At 69.1% G+C, this 18,785-nt stretch carries 12 protein-coding genes; 3 read left to right on the top strand and 9 right to left on the bottom strand.

Annotated elements, in window-relative coordinates; genetic code table 11:
- Positions 1-544: 544 nt before the first annotated feature.
- Both rpoB and BMY74_RS13915 read left to right on the top strand, forming a co-directional pair.
- Positions 545-4,030 (top strand): DNA-directed RNA polymerase subunit beta, encoded by a 3,486-nt coding sequence (gene rpoB / locus BMY74_RS13920; RefSeq protein ID WP_089915355.1) that lies wholly within the window; start codon positions 545-547, stop codon positions 4,028-4,030.
- 102 nt (positions 4,031-4,132) lie between these two features.
- Positions 4,133-8,029, top strand: a complete 3,897-nt coding sequence (locus tag BMY74_RS13915) for a DNA-directed RNA polymerase subunit beta' (protein ID WP_089915352.1) — start codon at positions 4,133-4,135, stop codon at positions 8,027-8,029.
- A gap of 54 nt (positions 8,030-8,083) precedes the next feature.
- Here BMY74_RS13915 and BMY74_RS13910 read toward each other — a convergent pair whose 3' ends face one another.
- Positions 8,084-9,181 carry a DUF418 domain-containing protein gene (locus BMY74_RS13910; RefSeq protein WP_089915349.1) on the bottom strand — a complete coding sequence of 366 codons (1,098 nt, stop codon included), beginning with the start codon at positions 9,179-9,181 and terminating at the stop codon, positions 8,084-8,086.
- 82 nt (positions 9,182-9,263) lie between these two features.
- Here BMY74_RS13910 and BMY74_RS13905 point away from each other — a divergent pair, with 82 nt between their 5' ends.
- Positions 9,264-9,839, top strand: a complete 576-nt coding sequence (locus BMY74_RS13905; RefSeq protein ID WP_245786108.1) for a TetR/AcrR family transcriptional regulator — start codon at positions 9,264-9,266, stop codon at positions 9,837-9,839.
- On the opposite strand, the gene BMY74_RS13900 is transcribed toward BMY74_RS13905, so the two are convergent.
- From BMY74_RS13900 to BMY74_RS13865, 8 genes are all read right to left on the bottom strand, one after another.
- Positions 9,836-10,117 carry a DUF4287 domain-containing protein gene (locus BMY74_RS13900; RefSeq protein WP_089915343.1) on the bottom strand — a complete coding sequence of 94 codons (282 nt, stop codon included), beginning with the start codon at positions 10,115-10,117 and terminating at the stop codon, positions 9,836-9,838. The genes BMY74_RS13905 and BMY74_RS13900 overlap by 4 nt on opposite strands.
- A 113-nt stretch (positions 10,118-10,230) precedes the next feature.
- A complete protein-coding gene (locus BMY74_RS45030; protein WP_089915340.1) occupies positions 10,231-10,668 on the bottom strand; it encodes a hypothetical protein in 438 nt (145 codons plus the stop codon).
- Complete coding sequence (locus tag BMY74_RS13890) at positions 10,665-11,111, bottom strand: hypothetical protein (RefSeq protein ID WP_089915338.1); 447 nt, start codon at positions 11,109-11,111, stop codon at positions 10,665-10,667. The genes BMY74_RS45030 and BMY74_RS13890 overlap by 4 nt, the downstream gene beginning before the upstream one ends.
- Before the next feature lie 92 nt (positions 11,112-11,203).
- The gene (locus BMY74_RS13885) at positions 11,204-11,515 is read right to left on the bottom strand and encodes a TFIIB-type zinc ribbon-containing protein (RefSeq protein ID WP_089915336.1); all 312 of its coding nucleotides are present in this window, start codon (positions 11,513-11,515) and stop codon (positions 11,204-11,206) included.
- A gap of 40 nt (positions 11,516-11,555) precedes the next feature.
- Positions 11,556-12,380 (bottom strand): phosphotransferase family protein, encoded by an 825-nt coding sequence (locus BMY74_RS13880; protein WP_245786106.1) that lies wholly within the window; start codon positions 12,378-12,380, stop codon positions 11,556-11,558.
- 13 nt (positions 12,381-12,393) lie between these two features.
- Positions 12,394-13,959 (bottom strand): hypothetical protein, encoded by a 1,566-nt coding sequence (locus BMY74_RS13875; protein ID WP_089915330.1) that lies wholly within the window; start codon positions 13,957-13,959, stop codon positions 12,394-12,396.
- Entirely contained in the window at positions 13,956-14,474 is a 519-nt protein-coding gene (locus BMY74_RS13870; RefSeq protein WP_089915327.1) for a hypothetical protein, read from the bottom strand. Before BMY74_RS13870 ends, BMY74_RS13875 begins: the two co-directional genes overlap by 4 nt.
- A 3-nt stretch (positions 14,475-14,477) precedes the next feature.
- Positions 14,478-18,776 carry a WXG100-like domain-containing protein gene (locus BMY74_RS13865; protein ID WP_089915325.1) on the bottom strand — a complete coding sequence of 1,433 codons (4,299 nt, stop codon included), beginning with the start codon at positions 18,774-18,776 and terminating at the stop codon, positions 14,478-14,480.
- Positions 18,777-18,785: the final 9 nt, after the last annotated feature.

The raw sequence follows: 18,785 nt of genomic DNA, 5'->3' as shown, positions 1-18,785 counted from the left end.
CGCCGGTCCCCGGCAGCCCTGACACCCCACCACCCCGCAGACCCCGGTCGTTTGGCCCAGGCCGGTGGCGGGTACCACCCACCCGTCCCCTAAGATCAACTACCGCTGTGAGGACGTCCCACCAGCCCCAGAAGCACCGATGAGACCCCCTCCGCCAGCCCCGACACGCGTGATCTCAGTCACACCGATTCTCGTGGCGCTCTGCAACCCCACTTGAAGCCGCCAACTTCCCACCAACACGGCCGCACACGTGTTTGTGCAGGTTGAATGGGTGAAAAGAAGCAAACGGCGCTCCATCCAGAGGGTGGATCGGTTCGCAACATCTTGACTGCACGCTCATGCAGGGTCACTCTGTCGGTGAGCAAGAGGAGGGTCCTTCCAGGTGCCTCTCGACAGTCGCCGTGCGCGTGGCTAGACTGCCCCTTTGCGCTGCCCATTTTCCGCTTGCCCTTCGCCGAGAGCGTGGATTATGCGGGCATCGCCGCACCCTTGACAGCCGTGCTAGTTCGCTCTAGCCAGCTACCTGTCCCTGGAAGGACGCATCTTGGCGATCTCTCGCGCGACCAAGGCCACTGCTGCGACCAACTCCACGTCGGGGATCCCCGGAGCGCCGAAGCGGGTCTCGTTCGCGAAGATTCACGAACCGCTGTCGACGCCCAACCTGCTTGACCTGCAGATCCAGTCCTTTGAGTGGCTCACCGGCGATGAGGCGTGGTTCCAGCGCCGCGTCGACGCCGGTGACGAGACCCCGACGGGCGGCCTCGAAGAGGTCCTCAACGAGATCTCGCCGATCGAGGACTTCTCCGGCTCCATGTCACTGTCCTTCTCCGACCCGCGCTTCGACGAGGTCAAGGCCTCGACCGAAGAGTGCAAGGACAAGGACATGACGTACGCGGCACCTCTGTTCGTCACGGCGGAGTTCACCAACCACACCACTGGCGAGATCAAGAGCCAGACGGTGTTCATGGGTGACTTCCCGATGATGACGAACAAGGGCACGTTCATCATCAACGGCACCGAGCGCGTGGTGGTCTCTCAGCTCGTGCGTTCGCCCGGTGTGTACTACGACACCGCGGTCGACAAGACGACCGACAAGGACGTCTTCAGCGTCAAGATCATCCCGTCCCGGGGTGCTTGGCTGGAGTTCGACGTCGACAAGCGCGACACCGTCGGTGTCCGCATCGACCGGAAGCGTCGCCAGCCGGTGACGGTGCTGTTGAAGGCTCTGGGCTGGAGCACGGAGCAGATCCGCGAGCGGTTCGCGTTCAGCGAGACGTTGCTGACCACGCTCGAGAAGGACCACACCGCGGGTACCGACGAGGCGTTGCTCGACATCTACCGCAAGCTGCGTCCGGGCGAGCCGCCCACGAAGGAGTCGGCGCAGGCCCTGCTGGAGAACCTGTTCTTCAAGGACAAGCGCTACGACCTGGCGAAGGTTGGCCGCTACAAGGTCAACAAGAAGCTGGGCCTGGACACCGATATCAACACGGGTGTCCTGACCGAGGACGACATCGTCACGACGATCGAGTACCTCGTCCGCCTGCACGCCGGTGAGACGATCATGGACGCCGCCGCCGGTGGCGACGTGCCCGTCGAGGTCGACGACATCGACCACTTCGGCAACCGCCGTCTGCGCACCGTGGGCGAGCTGATCCAGAACCAGATCCGCGTCGGTCTGTCCCGCATGGAGCGCGTCGTCCGCGAGCGCATGACCACGCAGGACGTCGAGGCCATCACGCCGCAGACCCTGATCAACATCCGTCCCGTCGTGGCGGCGATCAAGGAGTTCTTCGGCACCTCGCAGCTCTCGCAGTTCATGGACCAGACCAACCCGCTCGCGGGTCTGACCCACAAGCGCCGCCTGTCGGCGCTGGGTCCCGGTGGTCTGTCCCGTGAGCGCGCCGGCATGGAGGTCCGCGACGTCCACCCGTCGCACTACGGCCGCATGTGCCCGATCGAGACGCCGGAAGGCCCGAACATCGGTCTGATCGGTTCGCTCTCGAGCTACGCGCGGGTCAACCCGTTCGGCTTCATCGAGACGCCGTACCGCAAGGTCACCGACGGCCGGGTCACCGACCAGATCGACTACCTGACCGCGGACGAGGAAGACCGCTTCGTCAAGGCGCAGGCGAACTCGCCGACCGACGACGAGGGCAACTTCACCGACGACCGCGTCCTGGTCCGCAAGAAGGGCGGCGAGGTCGAGTTCATCGACCCGACCGACGTCGACTACATGGACGTCTCGCCGCGCCAGATGGTGTCGGCCGCGACGGCCATGATCCCGTTCCTCGAGCACGACGACGCGAACCGCGCCCTGATGGGTGCGAACATGCAGCGCCAGGCCGTGCCGCTGCTCCGCTCCGAGTCGCCGCTCGTCGGCACCGGCATGGAGCTGCGCGCCGCGGTCGACGCCGGTGACGTCGTCGTCGCGAAGAAGACGGGTGTCGTCGAGGAGGTCTCCGCCGACTACATCACCGTCATGGCCGACGACGGTGCGCGCAACACCTACGCGCTGCACAAGTTCCGCCGCTCGAACCAGGGCACCTGCATCAACCAGAAGCCCATCGTGAACGAGGGCGACCGGGTGCAGGAGGGCCAGGTCCTGGCCGACGGGCCGTGCACCGAGAACGGTGAGATGGCGCTCGGCAAGAACCTGCTCGTGGCGATCATGCCGTGGGAAGGCCACAACTACGAGGACGCGATCATCCTGTCGCAGCGCCTCGTGCAGGACGACGTTCTCACCTCGATCCACATCGAGGAGCACGAGATCGACGCCCGCGACACGAAGCTCGGCGCCGAGGAGATCACCCGGGACATCCCGAACGTCTCCGAGGAGGTCCTGGCCGACCTCGACGAGCGCGGCATCATCCGCATCGGTGCCGAGGTGCAGCCGGGCGACATCCTCGTCGGCAAGGTCACGCCCAAGGGCGAGACCGAGCTGACGCCGGAGGAGCGCCTGCTCCGCGCGATCTTCGGTGAGAAGGCGCGCGAGGTCCGCGACACCTCGCTCAAGGTGCCGCACGGCGAGTACGGCAAGGTCATCGGCATCCGCGTCTTCAGCCGTGAGGACGACGACGAGCTGCCTCCGGGCGTCAACGAGCTCGTCCGCGTCTACGTGGCCCAGAAGCGCAAGATCCAGGACGGTGACAAGCTCGCCGGCCGCCACGGCAACAAGGGCGTCATCGGCAAGATCCTCCCCGCGGAGGACATGCCGTTCCTCGAGGACGGCACGCCGGTCGACATCATCCTGAACACCCACGGTGTGCCGCGTCGTATGAACATCGGCCAGGTGCTGGAGACCCACCTCGGGTGGATCGCCAAGCAGGGCTGGAGCGTCAACGGCGACCCGGACTGGGCGAAGAACCTGCCGGAGGAGCTGTACGACGTCGAGCCCGGCACCAAGACCGCGACCCCCGTCTTCGACGGCGCCAAGGAAGAGGAGATCACGGGCCTGCTCGGCTCGACGATCCCGAACCGCGACGGCGAGCGGATGGTCAAGGAGAACGGCAAGGCGCAGCTCTTCGACGGTCGCTCCGGCGAGCCGTACCCGTTCCCCGTGTCGGTCGGCTACATGTACATCCTGAAGCTGCTGCACCTGGTGGACGACAAGATCCACGCGCGTTCGACCGGCCCGTACTCGATGATCACGCAGCAGCCGCTGGGTGGTAAGGCGCAGTTCGGTGGTCAGCGCTTCGGTGAGATGGAGTGCTGGGCGATGCAGGCGTACGGCGCCGCATACACCCTGCAGGAGCTGCTCACCATCAAGTCCGACGACGTGCTCGGCCGCGTGAAGGTCTACGAGGCCATCGTCAAGGGCGAGAACATCCCGGAACCCGGTATCCCGGAGTCCTTCAAGGTGCTGCTCAAGGAGCTGCAGTCGCTCTGCCTCAACGTCGAGGTCCTGTCTTCGGACGGTGCCGCGATCGAGATGCGCGACGGCGACGACGAGGACCTGGAGCGCGCGGCCGCGAACCTCGGCATCAACCTGTCGAGGTCCGAGTCGCCCTCCGTGGACGACGTCGTCAACTAGTCACCTCGCCGGCTGGGGAGCGCAATGCCTCCCGCGTAGCGCTCCCCAGCCTTCCCGACCAGCTCCTTTTGCCACCGATCTAAAAAGGGGAAGAGAGTAGACGTGCTCGACGTCAACTTCTTCGATGAGCTCCGCATCGGTCTCGCGACCGCGGACGACATCCGCCAGTGGTCTTTTGGCGAGGTCAAGAAGCCCGAGACCATCAACTACCGCACGCTCAAGCCTGAGAAGGACGGCTTGTTCTGCGAGAAGATCTTCGGTCCCACCCGGGACTGGGAGTGCTACTGCGGCAAGTACAAGCGCGTGCGCTTCAAGGGCATCATCTGTGAGCGCTGCGGCGTCGAGGTGACCCGCGCGAAGGTGCGTCGTGAGCGCATGGGCCACATCGAGCTCGCCGCTCCGGTCACGCACATCTGGTACTTCAAGGGCGTCCCCAGCCGGTTGGGCTACCTGCTCGACCTGGCCCCCAAGGACCTCGAGAAGATCATCTACTTCGCCGCCTACGTCATCGTGGGCGTGAACGCGGAGCTGCGCCACAACGACCTGCCGACGCTCGAGAGCGAGATGCAGGTCGAGCGCAAGCGCGTCGAGAACCGCCGCGACGCCGACGTGGAGGCCCGCGCCCAGAAGCTCGAGGCCGACCTGGCCGAGCTCGAGGCCGAGGGTGCCAAGTCCGACGTGCGCCGCAAGGTCAAGGAGGGTGGCGAACGTGAGATGCGCCAGCTCCGCGACCGCGCCCAGCGCGAGCTGGACCGCCTCGACGAGATCTGGTCCACCTTCACCAAGCTCGAGCGCGCCCAGCTGATCGCGGACGAGCTGCTCTACCGCGAGCTGTACGACCGCTACGGCGACTACTTCACCGGTGCCATGGGCGCCGAGGCCATCCAGAAGCTCCTGGGTGACTACGACGTGGACGCCGAGGCCGAGGTCCTGCGCGAGACGATCCGCAGCGGCAAGGGCCAGAAGAAGCTGCGTGCGCTCAAGCGCCTCAAGGTCGTTGCCGCCTTCCAGGCGACCCGCAACAACCCGCAGGGCATGGTGCTGGACTGCGTCCCGGTCATCCCGCCGGACCTGCGCCCGATGGTGCAGCTCGACGGTGGCCGTTTCGCGACGTCCGACCTGAATGACCTGTACCGCCGCGTGATCAACCGCAACAACCGCCTCAAGCGACTGATCGACCTCGGCGCGCCCGAGATCATCGTCAACAACGAGAAGCGGATGCTGCAGGAGGCCGTCGACGCGCTGTTCGACAACGGCCGCCGTGGTCGCCCGGTCACCGGTCCCGGCAACCGCCCGCTCAAGTCGCTGTCCGACCTGCTGAAGGGCAAGCAGGGCCGGTTCCGCCAGAACCTGCTCGGCAAGCGCGTCGACTACTCCGGCCGTTCGGTCATCGTGGTCGGCCCGCAGCTCAAGCTGCACCAGTGCGGTCTGCCCAAGCAGATGGCGCTGGAGCTGTTCAAGCCGTTCGTGATGAAGCGGCTCGTGGACCTCAACCACGCGCAGAACATCAAGTCCGCCAAGCGGATGGTCGAGCGTGCGCGCCCGGCCGTGTGGGACGTGCTGGAAGAGGTCATCACCGAGCACCCGGTGCTGCTGAACCGTGCTCCTACGCTGCACCGCCTCGGCATCCAGGCCTTCGAGCCGCAGCTGGTCGAGGGCAAGGCCATCCAGCTGCACCCGCTGGTCTGTGAGGCGTTCAACGCCGACTTCGACGGTGACCAGATGGCAGTCCACCTGCCGCTGTCCGCCGAGGCGCAGGCCGAGGCCCGCGTCCTGATGCTGTCGTCGAACAACATCCTGTCCCCGGCGTCCGGCAAGCCGCTGGCCATGCCGCGTCTGGACATGGTGACGGGTCTGTACCACCTGACCCGCCACAAGGCCGGCGACATCGGCGAGGGCCACTTCTACTCGTCGCCCGCCGAGGCCCTGATGGCGTTCGACCGCAAGGTCCTGGGCCTGCAGGCGATGGTGAAGATCCGCGTCTCCGACAAGAACCCGCCGAAGGGCCAGGAGCCCGAGGGCTGGGAGCCCGGTCAGCCGTGGCTCGCGGAGACCACGCTGGGTCGCGTGCTGTTCAACGAGATCCTGCCGCAGGACTACGCCTTCATCAACGAGGTCATGCCCAAGAAGCGGCAGGCCGTGATCATCAACGACCTGGCCGAGCGCTACCCGATGGTCACCGTCGCCCGGACGCTGGACAAGCTGAAGGACGCCGGTTTCCACTGGGCCACCCGCTCCGGTGTCACGGTCGCGATCTCGGACGTCCTCGTCCCGGCGGCGAAGCAGGACATCCTCGAGGAGCACGAGCGCCTCGCGGACGCCGTCGAGAAGCGCTACCAGCGCGGTCAGCTCTCCCACGAGGAGCGCAACTCCGAGCTGGTCAAGGTGTGGACGAAGGCCACCGAGCAGGTCCACGAGATCATGGAAGACAACTTCCCCGAGGACAACTCGATCCGCGTCATCGTCCAGTCCGGCGCCGCCGGCAACATGACGCAGGTCCGTTCGCTCGCGGGTATGCGTGGTCTGGTGACCAACCCGAAGGGTGAGTACATCCCGCGCCCGATCAAGAACTCGTTCCGCGAGGGCTTGTCGGTGCTCGAGTACTTCATCGCGACGCACGGTGCCCGCAAGGGTCTGGCCGACACGGCGCTCCGCACCGCCGACTCGGGTTACCTGACCCGTCGTCTGGTGGACGTCTCGCAGGACGTCATCATCCGCGAGGTCGACTGCGGCACCACCCGTGGTGTCCAGATGACCGTCGGCGAGCAGCTGGGCGACAAGGTCGGCCTGCACGAGTTCGCGCAGACGTCGGTCTACGCCCGCACGGTCGCGGACGACATCACCGACGCCCAGGGCAACCTGGTCCTGAACCGCGGTGACGACCTCGGCGACCCGGCGCTGCAGTCGCTGGTCGACGCGGGCATCATCCGCGTGAAGGTCCGCTCGGTGCTGACCTGCGAGTCCGCGGTCGGTGTGTGCGCGTCCTGCTACGGCCGCTCGATGGCCACCGGCCAGCTGGTCGACGTCGGCGAGGCCGTCGGCATCGTCGCCGCCCAGTCGATCGGTGAGCCCGGCACGCAGCTGACGATGCGTACGTTCCACCAGGGTGGTGTGGCCGGTGACGACATCACGACCGGTCTGCCGCGTGTCCAGGAGCTCTTCGAGGCCCGCGTCCCGAAGGGCAAGGCGCCGATCGCCGACGTCGACGGCCGCGTCCGCATCGAGGACGGCGACCGCTTCTGGAAGATCACGCTGATCCCGGACGACGGTTCCGAGGAGATCGTGTTCGAGAAGCTGTCGAAGCGTCAGCGTCTCGCCAACACGGCGACCGGCCCGCTGCAGGACGGCGACCACGTGGCCGTCGGCCAGCAGCTGCTGGAAGGTACTCCGGACCCGCACGAGGTCCTGCGCGTCATGGGCCCGCGCGAGGCCCAGCTGCACCTGGTGCAGGAAGTGCAGAAGGTGTACCGCGCCCAGGGTGTGGCCATCCACGACAAGCACATCGAGGTCATCGTCCGGCAGATGCTCCGCCGGGTCACGATCATCGACTCGGGTGCGACGGAGTTCCTGCCGGGCTCGCTGGTCGAGCGCGCGGACTTCGAGTCGGGCAACCGCGCCGTCGTCGCCGAGGGTGGCGAGCCGGCGGCCGGACGTCCGGTGCTGATGGGTATCACGAAGGCCTCGCTGGCGACGGACTCGTGGCTCTCCGCCGCGTCGTTCCAGGAGACCACTCGTGTGCTGACCGACGCCGCCATCAACGGGCGTTCGGACAAGCTCATCGGTCTGAAGGAGAACGTCATCATCGGTAAGTTGATCCCGGCCGGTACGGGCATCAACCGCTACCGCAACATCCAGGTCCAGCCGACCGAGGAGGCGCGTGCCGCTGCGTACGCGATCCCCTCGTACGACGACGGGTACTACACCCCCGACGTCTTCGGCACGGGCACTGGTGCCGCGGTGCCGCTGGACGACTACGACTTCGGTCGCGACTACCGCTAGTCGGTTGTCTTGGAACGGCCCCCGGAGCCTCCCGCTCCGGGGGCCGTTCCCGTTTCACCGGTAGGCGAGCCTGCGCAGCAGCGTCTCGGCCGGGCCGCGAACGTCGTTGCGCCGCAACGCCTCCGCGGTCGCGACGGTCGCGAGCCAGGTGAGCACAGCGATGCCGGACGCGGCGGCCGTGCCCAGTTCCGTGCCGAGTCCGCCGGCGTACGGCACGAACACCGCCACGAACACCACGGACTGCAGCAGGTAGCAGGTCATCGACCTCTCGCCGCAGGCAGCGAGGGCTGTGACCACCGGGCCCGGGCTGAGGTGGACGGCCAGCAGCCCCATGAGGGCGGCGTAACCGAGGCCACCGGCGACTCCGCTCAGGCCGTGCAGCACGTAGAGGGTGACCTCCGGTGCGCCGTTCCAGAGTCCGGTGTCGACGAGAGCCAACGGGATTCCGCCCGCGACGGCCGTGCCGATGCCGATGAACGTGATGGCGCGCAAAGCTTTCTGGTGCTCCTGCGGCTCGATCAGCATCCTCCGCCTGGCCGCCCACACGCCGAGCAGGAACGGCACGACCAGATCGATGACCAGGAACGGCGTGAGCGCGCTCCACAACGTGATCCGGTCGATCATCGCGGTCACCGGATCCGTCGCCGAGGCCAGTCCCGATGCGCCGCCGAACTCCGCGATCCGCAGGCCCGCCAACGTGAGCGCCGCGCCGTGCACCGCCAGCCACAGTCCGGCGAACACCAGCAGCGACCGGTCCTTCCACCGCACCGCGCCGGCGAGGACCAGGCCGAGCAGCCCGTACGCGGCGAGGACGTCGCCGAAGAACAGCAGCAGTGCGTGGGCGCACCCGAACACGAACAGCCACGCGCTGCGCCGCCGCAGCACGCGCCGAGCGTCATCGCCTCGTCTTGCGGCGATCTGCACGAACCCGTAGCCGAACAACGCGGCGAACATCGGCATGGCCCGGCCGTCGACCAAGGTCACCTGGAGTCCGGTGACGACCAGGTCGAGCGGGCTGCCGTCGAGCGCGTACGACCTGAAGCCCGTTTCCTTCGGCGACAGGTACATATGTGCGTGCGCCAGTGCGATGAGCAGCAGCATCACGCCGCGGGCGAGATCCGGCGCCAGCGCGCGCCGGGTGGATGTGAGCATCCCCGAACCCCCATTAGATACGCATGCGTAGCTTATTGGAGTGATAAGATACGGCACCGTAGCTCTAATGGGAAGGTGGGCAGTGGCGACTGAGCGTCGGCGAGGCGAGGCGCTGATCCGCGCCATCCACGAGGCCGTGCTGGCCGAGGTGGTGGACGCTGGTCTCGGGCAACTGACGATGGAAGGCATCGCGCGCCGCGCGGCAACGGCGAAGACCGTCCTGTACCGGCGCTGGGCGACGCCGTTCGAGCTGCTCATCGACGCCCTGGGTGAGGCCTACCCGGTGGAGGTGCCGACGCCGGCGGCGGACAACCTGAGGACGGACCTCATCGCCGCGCTCACGTTGCTCACGGACTGGATGGTCACCCCGGCAGCCACTGCGGTCATGGCGATCACGTCCGAACGCGGGCGTTATCCGGAGCTGGCGGAAGCGTTGTGGGACAAGGTGTTCGACCCTCGTGGCGGTACGTTCACCACGACCGTGCTGCGCTGGTACGCCGCCCGCGGCCGACTCGACCCGGCTCGGCTGACGCCGATCACCACCCAGATCGGCGAAGCACTGGTCTTCAAGCTCGCCATCGACAACGCCCGCACCCCGTCGGCCGAGGAGGTCGCCGCGATCGTGGACGAGGCGCTGCTGCCCGCGCTGGGGCTCTAGCGGTGGGCGATGCCGTCCAGGCGCAGCGTCGTGGACTCGTCGCGGTGGCTGCCATCGGTGCCGACGTGCTTGGCGCTGATCTCCGGTCCGTTCTTGAGCACGTGGTACAGCGCCATGCCGTGGCCGCGGCCCAGGTCGTAGTCGGTCTTCAGCCACTCCAGGAACACGCCGGCCTTCGTCGTGCTGTCGTAGCCGCGTTCGGTGGCGGCGGCCAGCAGTTCGGCCGGGGTCTTGCCGGTCTTCTTCTCGGCGCCGTCGAGGTAGGCCTGGAAGGACATTGCGGTCTCCGTTCGTCGGTGGGACGAGCTTAGGACAACTGCGGCTGTCTTGACAAGAAAATTTGTCGGTGGAGCCTTGGGCGGGTGTTGAGTCCGTTGGCTCTGCCGGGGGGCTAGCGGCGGCGGGCGCGGGCCAGGGATCGGGCGCGGATGACCAGGTCGTCCACCAGGTGCTCGTCGACCAGTGGCGGCACGCCCGACTCGTCGATGCAGCAACGGGGTTTGGTGCGCTTCTCCGACATCCGCGGCCGCACACCGGCCATCTCGTAGAGCGCTTCGTAGAGGTCCAGGCCCGGGTCGTCGTCGTGCGGGCCCACCAGGAGCACCCACACGACGTCGGGGGAGGGGAAGGCGACCACGACGCGGTCGGCGCCGCGGAGGTGCTTCACGCACAGGCGTGGCAGCGGCTCGGGGCCGGTGACGCGGTAGCCGAGGGCGGCGCAGCCGGAGTGCGCAAGTTCGTCCAGGAACCGTTCGTAGGCCACGCGTGCGCGGCCGCGCAGGCCGTTGGCCTGGGCGTGGGCGGTGTGGGTCTCGATTACCTCGATCAAGCCGGGCGGACCACGCGTCCCCTGCCGCTGCGCATCTCGTCCAGGGAGGTGGCGAGGTCCTGGCGGTCCAGCAGTGACTGGTCGCTCAGGCGGCGGTGGACTTCGTCGATGAGGCCGCGGGTCTTGCCGGCGCGGCGGAGGTCGGAGACGAGGTGGAGGACCTCGTGCAGGCGCACGGTGTCGAGCAGCATGCGCGGTTCCTGGCTGTGGATGGCCAGCACGCCCTCTCGGGCCCAGGCCTTCACGGTCTTCTCGGTGAGGTCGAGGAGTTCGCCCGCCACCACGGGGCGCACCGGCGGGGCCTGGCGGAGGGTCTTCGCCACCACGCCGTCGAGGCGCGCGCGGCGTTCGTCGTCCTCGGACAGGGACGATGCGACGGCTTCGAGTTCCTCGATCGTGTCGAAGAGGTCGCGGATCTGGGCGGCCTCGGTCGCGACGGACATGGCTACTCCTCCCGTTGACTACCGATTATCCACCTGTTTTTCGGTAGTCGTCAACGGCCCCGGAGCAGAATCCGGGGCCGTCGCGCGCAGGATCAGGAGGAGAAGAAGAGGCCGGCCAGGCCGTGGTGCTTGCGGTGGCCGTAGCCGTAGCCGGCGTGACCGCCGTGGTGGTGGTGGATCTGCTGCGGCGCGGCACCCCACGCGGGCTGGGCCGGCTGCGGGTAGGCGACGGGCGGCGGGGCAGGAGCCGCGGGCGGCGGCGTGTGCATCTGGGCCTCGAGGCGCGTGATCGACTCGAGCTCGCCGTAGTCGAGGAAGACCCCGCGGCAGCCGTCGCACTGCTCGATGTGAACGCCCATGCGGTCGAACGTGCGCATGTTCGCATGACACTTGGGACACTGCATCGTGGTGAGCCTCCTGCGATGGGACCGGACAAAAACGATATTAGCCGCGGTCTCCGTTCTCGTGCGTCGTGACGATCCGACGACAAGCCTCGACCAGCGGTTCCACAGCTTGCAGACCGGTCACTAGTGCCCGCGCTGCCATCTGCACAACGTACGCCTGAGCCGGAATGTTGAGGACATCCCATTCCGATGTCGTCAGCGCCACACCGCCCGTTTCACGGTAGGCGTTCAGGAACCGCGCCCACAGATCACCGGGCAGGATCCCCGCGGCGAACAAAGCCGCAGGTCGGGCCAGGTCCCACACCGGGTCGCCGACCCCCAGGTCGTCCACGTCGATGAGCCGCCAGGACCCAAGGTGAACCAGTTGGCCGAGATGCCAATCGCCGTGGATCAACGCACGCCCGTTCATGTCCAACGGCGGCAAGACCTCGTACGCCCGCAACACGACATCGGCATGCGGCAACTCCGGCGGCAACGCCCGAATGGCGCGCACAATCCGTTCCGGCGCACCGGCCACAGGCCCCTGCACGGGCAGAGCGTGCAACCGGGCCAGCAGCGCCGCGCTCTCCTCCCACGGCGCCGCATCGGGATCGGCCTGGCTCACCGGCGTCCCGTACGGCCACATCGTCACCGGCCGGTCGTCCACGAACTGCAAGGACTTCAACGGCGGCACGAACAACTCGGGATGGGCCGCCGCGATCTCCAGCCGCTGCGTCAACGCCGCCACGTCGGTGTCCGCCGGCAACGCCTTGGCCACCACGTCGCCGACGCGCACGACCACGACGTCGCCGCGGTCACCGCCGAGCACCTCGGGGGCGGCGGAGGAGCCGGTCAGCGAGGCCATCGCCGCGATCAGGTCGTCCACGCGCACAAGTGAATCACTGAGCGACGGACGGCTGTCGCAAGGCGTTGTGGTACGAGTAGAAGAACCCGATCAGGTACGTGGCCGCGTCGCCAGGCGTGTCGAACTCCGCGTAGAACCGGCGGTCTCCGTCGTGCTGCCAGAACACCGAGTACCGGTCACCCACGCGCACCAGGCAGAGGGCGCCGTCGACGGCCTCGCTCAGCGAGTAGCTGGACGGCGCGAGGTCCAGGTGCCGCGCGACCTCGTGCACGGCGTCCGCTGCCTGCGCGAACTCGGCGTGGATCCCCGGCTCGAGGCTCGCCTGGACGTCCGTCGAGGTCTCGAGTGCCGAAAGCTGGTCGGTCGCCGCGGACAGCGCGCGTGCCCGCAACGGCGAGGGGATGCGCTCCGGCAGTTCGTACCCGTGCAGCCTGATGTGCGCGAGGAACACGGGATCCGGGCAGATCCCGTGGTGGCGGAGGTAGTGCGCGACCGAGCCGGCCCACACCCAGCGGCCGTCGGTGTGGTAGCTCATCGGCACCTGTTCGGTGCGTGAGGGATCGAGCAGGTCGGGCGCCAGACCCCTGGACGTCAGCACCGACGGCGCGTTCTCGAGGTAGCTCAGCACCCGCTGGGTCTCGTCGTAGGAGATGGCAGGCCGGAAGAGCTTCGGCGTCTCGTCGGCGTGGAACCCGTCGAACGTGCGGACGAGCATGACCGGCGGATCCTGCGGCCGGGTCGGCAGTTCGGCCGGTGTGGTGACGTCGTACGCGCTCGCGGCCTCCACCACCAGCCAGTCCGGGGTGTTGTGGAGCTGTCGCGGGAAGCAGGCGAGCTCGTGGCGCACCTGCCCGTAGCGCATGCCGGAGGACTTGGGGCGGAAGAACGGCTTCCACAGCGGTTCGACGATCGCGTCGGTGTGCAGCGTCGGGAGCTCGCCCCGCCTGAGCACGTAATCCGCGCGGTACCAGGTGCCGTCCGGACGCCGGTAGCTCGCCGCGCGCAGGCGGACGAACCACTGCGTGACCTCGACCGGCGGCAACCAGTGGACCTCGCTGCCGTCCGCAGTCCTCGCCGACGTGGTGAGCAGCTGCCAGCCGGCGACCGCGTCGCAGCCGACCCGGACCTCCGTCCACCCGCCGGGCGCGTGCTCGGCCACCAGTGCGGTGATCCGGTCGACGATCTCGTCCACGGACGTGGGCACGTGTCCCTCGGCCGGCGACGCGCCCACCGACATGAACGGGACCGGGCCGGGATCGAGGTCCACCAGCCGGTCGAACCGCACGAGGCCGATCCGGTCGAACGCCTCGACGGGCATCGTGTGCCTCGGCAGATCGGCGGCGGAGGGTGTGGCGGCCCTGACGAGCAGCCCGTCGGGGCGGAGCTCGTCCACGTACATCGCCCAGTCCGCGGCCGTGGCGGCCACCCGCAGTTCGAAAACCGACTCCAGCAACGAGAGCTGCGTCGCGCGCGGGTCCGTCGGCGGTTCGACGATCACACCGAACGACGATTCGACGACGCGCTTCTCGTAGGGCGTCACCGCGTCGTTGTGCACCACGTGCAGGCCCTGCCGCGGCAGTCGGGGGAGGTTCGCTTTCACTGTGCTGCCTCGAAGTTCTCGGTGGGCCCCGCCGCGGCGCGGACGGTGCCGACGGTGATCGTCTGCTGCTTCGGGTTCGGGGTCCTCTCGCGCTGGAGCGCCAGCGCGAGGTCGCGGAGCAGCGTCGCCGCGATCCGCACCTCGAACTCCGTGCCCTGGTTGATCCGGATGTCGAGTGACGGGTCCGCGCAGACGAACTCGACCACGTCCCGGCCGCGGATGTCGAGCCGCGGGTTCTCCGCCGGGTTGGCGAAGAAGGGGCTCTGGGTCAGGCGCGAGTAGAGGTCGAGCACCCTGTCGCCGTTGTCGTCCCTGGTGATCCGCAGCTCGTTCGACTCGCCGGGAGCTGCGGTGATGAACGAGTTCGTGAGCACCTGCAGCACCAGTTGCCGCAACGGTGCCTGGCCGTGCAGGACCCGCGAGCACTCCGCTTCGAACGGGTGCGGCGGCGTCTGCGCGGCGGGTGGGCCGGAGAGGGCGAGGCGGGCATCGAGGTCGGACGCGGTGATGATCATCGGTCAGCTCCCCTCCGGGCTGGCGTACTTGAAGTAGCGGTTCATGACGGGAGGCCCGACGATCCTGCTCGACACCACGTAGCCGTCCTTGACCTCGGTCTCCACCCGCCAGAACCGGTAGATGTTCTCGCGCGGCATGCCACCGGGGTAGCTGCGTTCGTGTTCGTCGTGGGGCCTGGTCTTCCCGGCGTCGTGGTGGCTGCTGTCCGAGTCGATCCCGAACGGGTGGTACGCCTCGGCGATGTGCTCGACCCGGACTCCGTCCTGGATGCCGCTCGACTTGCCGGCCTCGCGTTCCAGCGCGTGGGCGAGCTCGGTCGTGAACGAGACGAGCGCGCTGTTGAACGTGTCGTTGGCGACGTGCGCTTCGAGGCTCCCGCTCGTGCCCCGCGGGGGGATGCCGTTCTGCATCATGCCTTCGAGCGGCTGACCCGTTCTGCGCCAGACGGCGTTCTCCGGACGGAGGAAGGTGTCTCGCTGGTCCACCCAGATGACGCTGGAGTGCTCTCGGTTGAAGCAGACCTGGCTGCCGTGGACGGGCACCGCCGTCTCGGTGAGCGCACCGTGCGGAATCCGCCTGGTCCGGTTCGGCGGCAGGTCGTCCGACCCCGGGGCGAACGACGGCAGGACACCCTGCGGCGAACCGTACCTGCCCACGTGCCTCATGTAGTCGTTCATGAAGTCCGCGGTGAGCTTCGCCGGACGTGGAGGTGGTGGTGTGTCCACCTTGACGAACCGGCCGTCGAGGCCGACCTTGTGGTGCTGGAACTCGGCGAGCACCGACGAGCGGGTGGGTGCGTTCCACTGGGTGAACTGCGCCATGTGGAGCTCGAACGCCTTGTCCCGCAGGGCGCGCTCCACCGGCGTGATCGGGTTGTCCTTGGAGATGCGGAGCTGCTCTTCGAGCGGCATCCACGGCAGGCCCTGCTCGGTGGTCAGCTGCTGCGGAGGAGCGGGCTGCTGCGCGGGTGCCCGGTGCTGGACCTGGTCGTGGTGGACCTGGTCGTGCTGAGGCGCGGGCTCGTGCTGCCGCACCTGCTGTTGTTCGGGCGCGTGCCGGACGTGCGGCTGCTCGACGCGGGGCTCCTGGAACCTCCTGGGATCCGGCCCCGGCGAGTCGTGGTGCTGCGGCTGGACGCGCCGCGGGTCCGGTCCGAAGGACCGCGGAGCCTGCTGAGGCGGGGTGGGGCGGTGGGGTCCTGGTCGGTCGCCCTGCCACTGGGGATGTGCCGGGCGGCCAGGCTGCTGGTTCGGGTGGCGCTGGGGATGGTGCTGCGGGTGCTGCTGAGGGGACCGCGGCGGGTGCTGCTGTGAGTGTTGGTGCGGGTGTTGCCGCGCAGGCTGCCCGCCGTGGTGCACAGGGCCGGTCTGCTGGTTCGGGAACCGGGCAGGGCCATGTGACATGCGGTTGGGCTGCCCACCGGGAGGTGGTCCCGCCTGCCGTGTCGGCTGGGTGAACGGCGGTGCGGCAGGCCGGACGCCCTGCTGCGGGTGGTAGCCGGGGCGCTGGTTCGGGTGCTGCTGCTGGTGGCGCACCTGGTGCGGTGGGACGGGCGCGGGGAGAGGCCTGGTCCGGCCGTCGCGGTCCCAGTGCAGCGGCTCGCCGCGGTACGACGCGCGCGGTGCCCTGGCAGGCGTCCTGTCACCCCACGTCAGACTGGTCCCGGGAACGAACGGGTGGTCGCTCCTCGTGCTGGTGCCGTCGGGCCGGTAGGTCGCCCAGTCGCCGTTGGGAGGCCAGCCGGGCGAGAAGTCGCCCGCCCTGGGGTCGAGGTGCCGCGAGCTCGCGAAGACGTTGCCCATGTCGTCGACCCACGCGTCCTTCGTGGGGGCGACGACCTCGACGCCGAGTTCCGCGCTGAGCCGGGCCGCGAACCCGTCCGGAGTGGTGCCGGTCTGGCACGACAGCAGCCGGATCGGCTGCTCGCCGTCCCAGTCGCCGCTCGTCCTGATGATGTCGGCGAGGTCCTTCGGCGTGAGCTTGGTGTCGCCGATGCGCACGCTGTCGGCCGACCCGTGGATGTCGACCGTGTAGCGGTTCGGATCGGGCTTGACCAGGTCGGCGGACTGGGCGTGCGCGTTGGAGGAGTCGAACCGGGGCAGGCCGGCCCCGGTGTGCAGGGACAGCCCGGCGTGCGAGTGCCGGACGTGGTCCTGCAGGTGCCTGAGGTCGTCCGGCAGTGGCACCGGCTGCCTGCGCCGCTGGAACTCCTCCAGCGGCGTGCGGGTCTGGCCGTGGTGCGGCGGCTGGGGAGTGTCGGCAGCGGGTGGGCGCGGCCGGTCTGCGCTCGGCGTGTGCCGGGCGTTCGGCTCTGGGGGTGCGGTGTGGTGTTGCTGGGCCGGTGGGACGTGCCGCGGTGGCTGGACGTGCTGCTGTGGCGCTGCGAGGCGTCGCGGTGGAGCCGATTGGGGTCGGGCGTCCCGTCGGTGGGCGGGCGGCGGCTGGTGCTGTGCGGGCACCCTGTGCTGCGGCGCGGCGTGCTGCTGCGGTGACGGCGCTGGATGGTGTTGTGGCGGTGGGTCCTGGTGTCCGCGGTGCGGTGACGGGGCGAACGCCGCGGGAGCCTGCGACGACTGGTGCACCGCGTCGGTGGCGGGGACGCGGTGCTGAGATGCGGTGGAGAGCGGGCCCGTTGCGGGATGGGGACTGCTCGGGCCGGTTGAGGCCGGGTGCTGGCCGGGAGCCGGGCCCTGGGCGACCGCGCTGGGACCGGGTCCGTGGTGGAGCGGTGTGTTGCCGGCTCCCGGGAGGGGCGCGTGGCCGGCGGGACCTGGGGAGTGGCCTGCGCCGACCGGGGAGGAGGCCGGGCTGTTGCTCGTTGGAGAGGGGCTGTGGCTCGGCGCTGGGCCACTCGGGCCTGCGCTGCCGGCGGGTGAGGGGCCGCCGACGGAAGGGTGACCACCCGCCGCTGAGGTGCTGATGGGCGACGGGGTTCCGCCCGGCGAGTGACCACCCGCCACGGGAGGGGATGACGGGTTTCCGCCCGCTGGGTGGCCACCTGGCGAAGCCGGGCTGGTCGGGGAGGAGCTCCCGCCGCCCATCGACTGTGCCGACGGCATCGAGGTGCGCGGCGCTGCCGGGGCGTTCGACGCCGGCGGAGCCGCGGCCGGTGCGGACTGGCCCGGCGTCTGACCGGGGGACTGGCTGAAGCCCTGCGGTTGCGAGGAGGACGCCGGAGCCGGGTCCGGGGTGGCGCGGTGCTGCGGTTGCTCGGTCGGCGGGGCCGCGTAGGAGGTGTTCGTCGCGTCGCCGGCACGGCGTGTCGCGGCCTCGGGTTCCGGGGCGCCTGGCGCAGCGGTCGGGGGCGGGCCGTCCGGGCGTGGGGCGACGTCTGGCCGCGGTGGCGCGGCCGGGCTCGGCATGTCGCCCGCGGTGGGGACCGAGATGCCGGCGTTCATGCCCTCGATGCCCGTCTTGGTGCCCGTGACCGAGCCGCTCACCGCGCCCGAGGTCGCGCCGAACAGGACGTCCTTGACCTGGACGCCCTCCTCGCTCAGCGCGCCCTCGGCGAGGGCCGAGCCGGCGCCGATCACGGCTTCCTCGGCGGCGTTGCGGCCGATGGAGCGGCCGATCGAGTCGCCCACGCCGTCGCCGAACGCCTTGCCCGCGCCGGCGCCCACGCCCGCACCGACGACGCCGGAGATGAGGCCCGACTTGGCGGCGTCGAGGGTCATCGACGTGTCCAGGGAGTCGCGGGTGCCCTTGGCGAGCTGGATGCCCTGGACGGAAAGGTCGGTGGCGACCGAGGTGGCCACCTCGATGCCCACCTGGAGGGCCAGTTTGCCGATGAGGTTGCGGCCCACCTGCTGCATGAGCTGCTGGACGAGTCGGCGGAAGACGATCTGGACGCCCGCCCTGGTGGCGAGCTGGGCCGGGACGATGCCCGCGGTCGAGGCGCCGAACGAGACGACGGCGGACGCGATCATCGCGGCGATCTGGATGGCCAGGATGACCAGGGCGATGATGATGGAGAGCTTGGCGTACTCGATCTGCATCGCGCAGTTGCGGCAGGCCGTCGCCAGCTTCTCGGAGACGTCCTTCATCTTGGGGAGGGTGGCTTCCTCGCCCTTGACGAACTTCTCCCAGTACCTCTTGAACGCCTCGGCGGCCTCACCGTCCATGTTGGACGCCGCCTGCCTGACGGCGTCCTCGGCCTCACGCATGGCGTCGTCCACGTCGGTGGCGGCCTGCTTCCAGACCTCGGAGAGGCGTTGCAGCGCCGTTTCGTCGCCTTCCGGCCAGCTGTCGCCCACCACGATCGGCAGGAGCCAGCGGACCTCGGCGGGCATCTCGATGCCCATGTGCAGCAA

It is taken from the genome of Lentzea albida (genome assembly GCF_900111005.1).
In the GTDB taxonomy this organism is placed as follows: domain Bacteria; phylum Actinomycetota; class Actinomycetes; order Mycobacteriales; family Pseudonocardiaceae; genus Lentzea; species Lentzea albida.
The sequence above is the reverse complement of the archived record's forward strand: the minus strand, read 5'-3'. Positions and strand labels throughout refer to the sequence as shown.

What these genes read in the sequence shown, in the direction of transcription:
- BMY74_RS13910 (WP_089915349.1), bottom strand. Translation starts at nt 9,181, where the DNA reads ATGCTCACATCCACCCGGCGCGCGCTGGCGCCGGATCTCGCCCGCGGC.
- BMY74_RS13900 (WP_089915343.1), bottom strand. Translation starts at nt 10,117, where the DNA reads ATGTCCTTCCAGGCCTACCTCGACGGCGCCGAGAAGAAGACCGGCAAG.
- BMY74_RS13890 (WP_089915338.1), bottom strand. Translation starts at nt 11,111, where the DNA reads ATGTCCGTCGCGACCGAGGCCGCCCAGATCCGCGACCTCTTCGACACG.
- BMY74_RS13885 (WP_089915336.1), bottom strand. Translation starts at nt 11,515, where the DNA reads ATGCAGTGTCCCAAGTGTCATGCGAACATGCGCACGTTCGACCGCATG.
- BMY74_RS13870 (WP_089915327.1), bottom strand. Translation starts at nt 14,474, where the DNA reads ATGATCATCACCGCGTCCGACCTCGATGCCCGCCTCGCCCTCTCCGGC.
- BMY74_RS13865 (WP_089915325.1), bottom strand. Translation starts at nt 18,776, where the DNA reads ATGGGCATCGAGATGCCCGCCGAGGTCCGCTGGCTCCTGCCGATCGTG.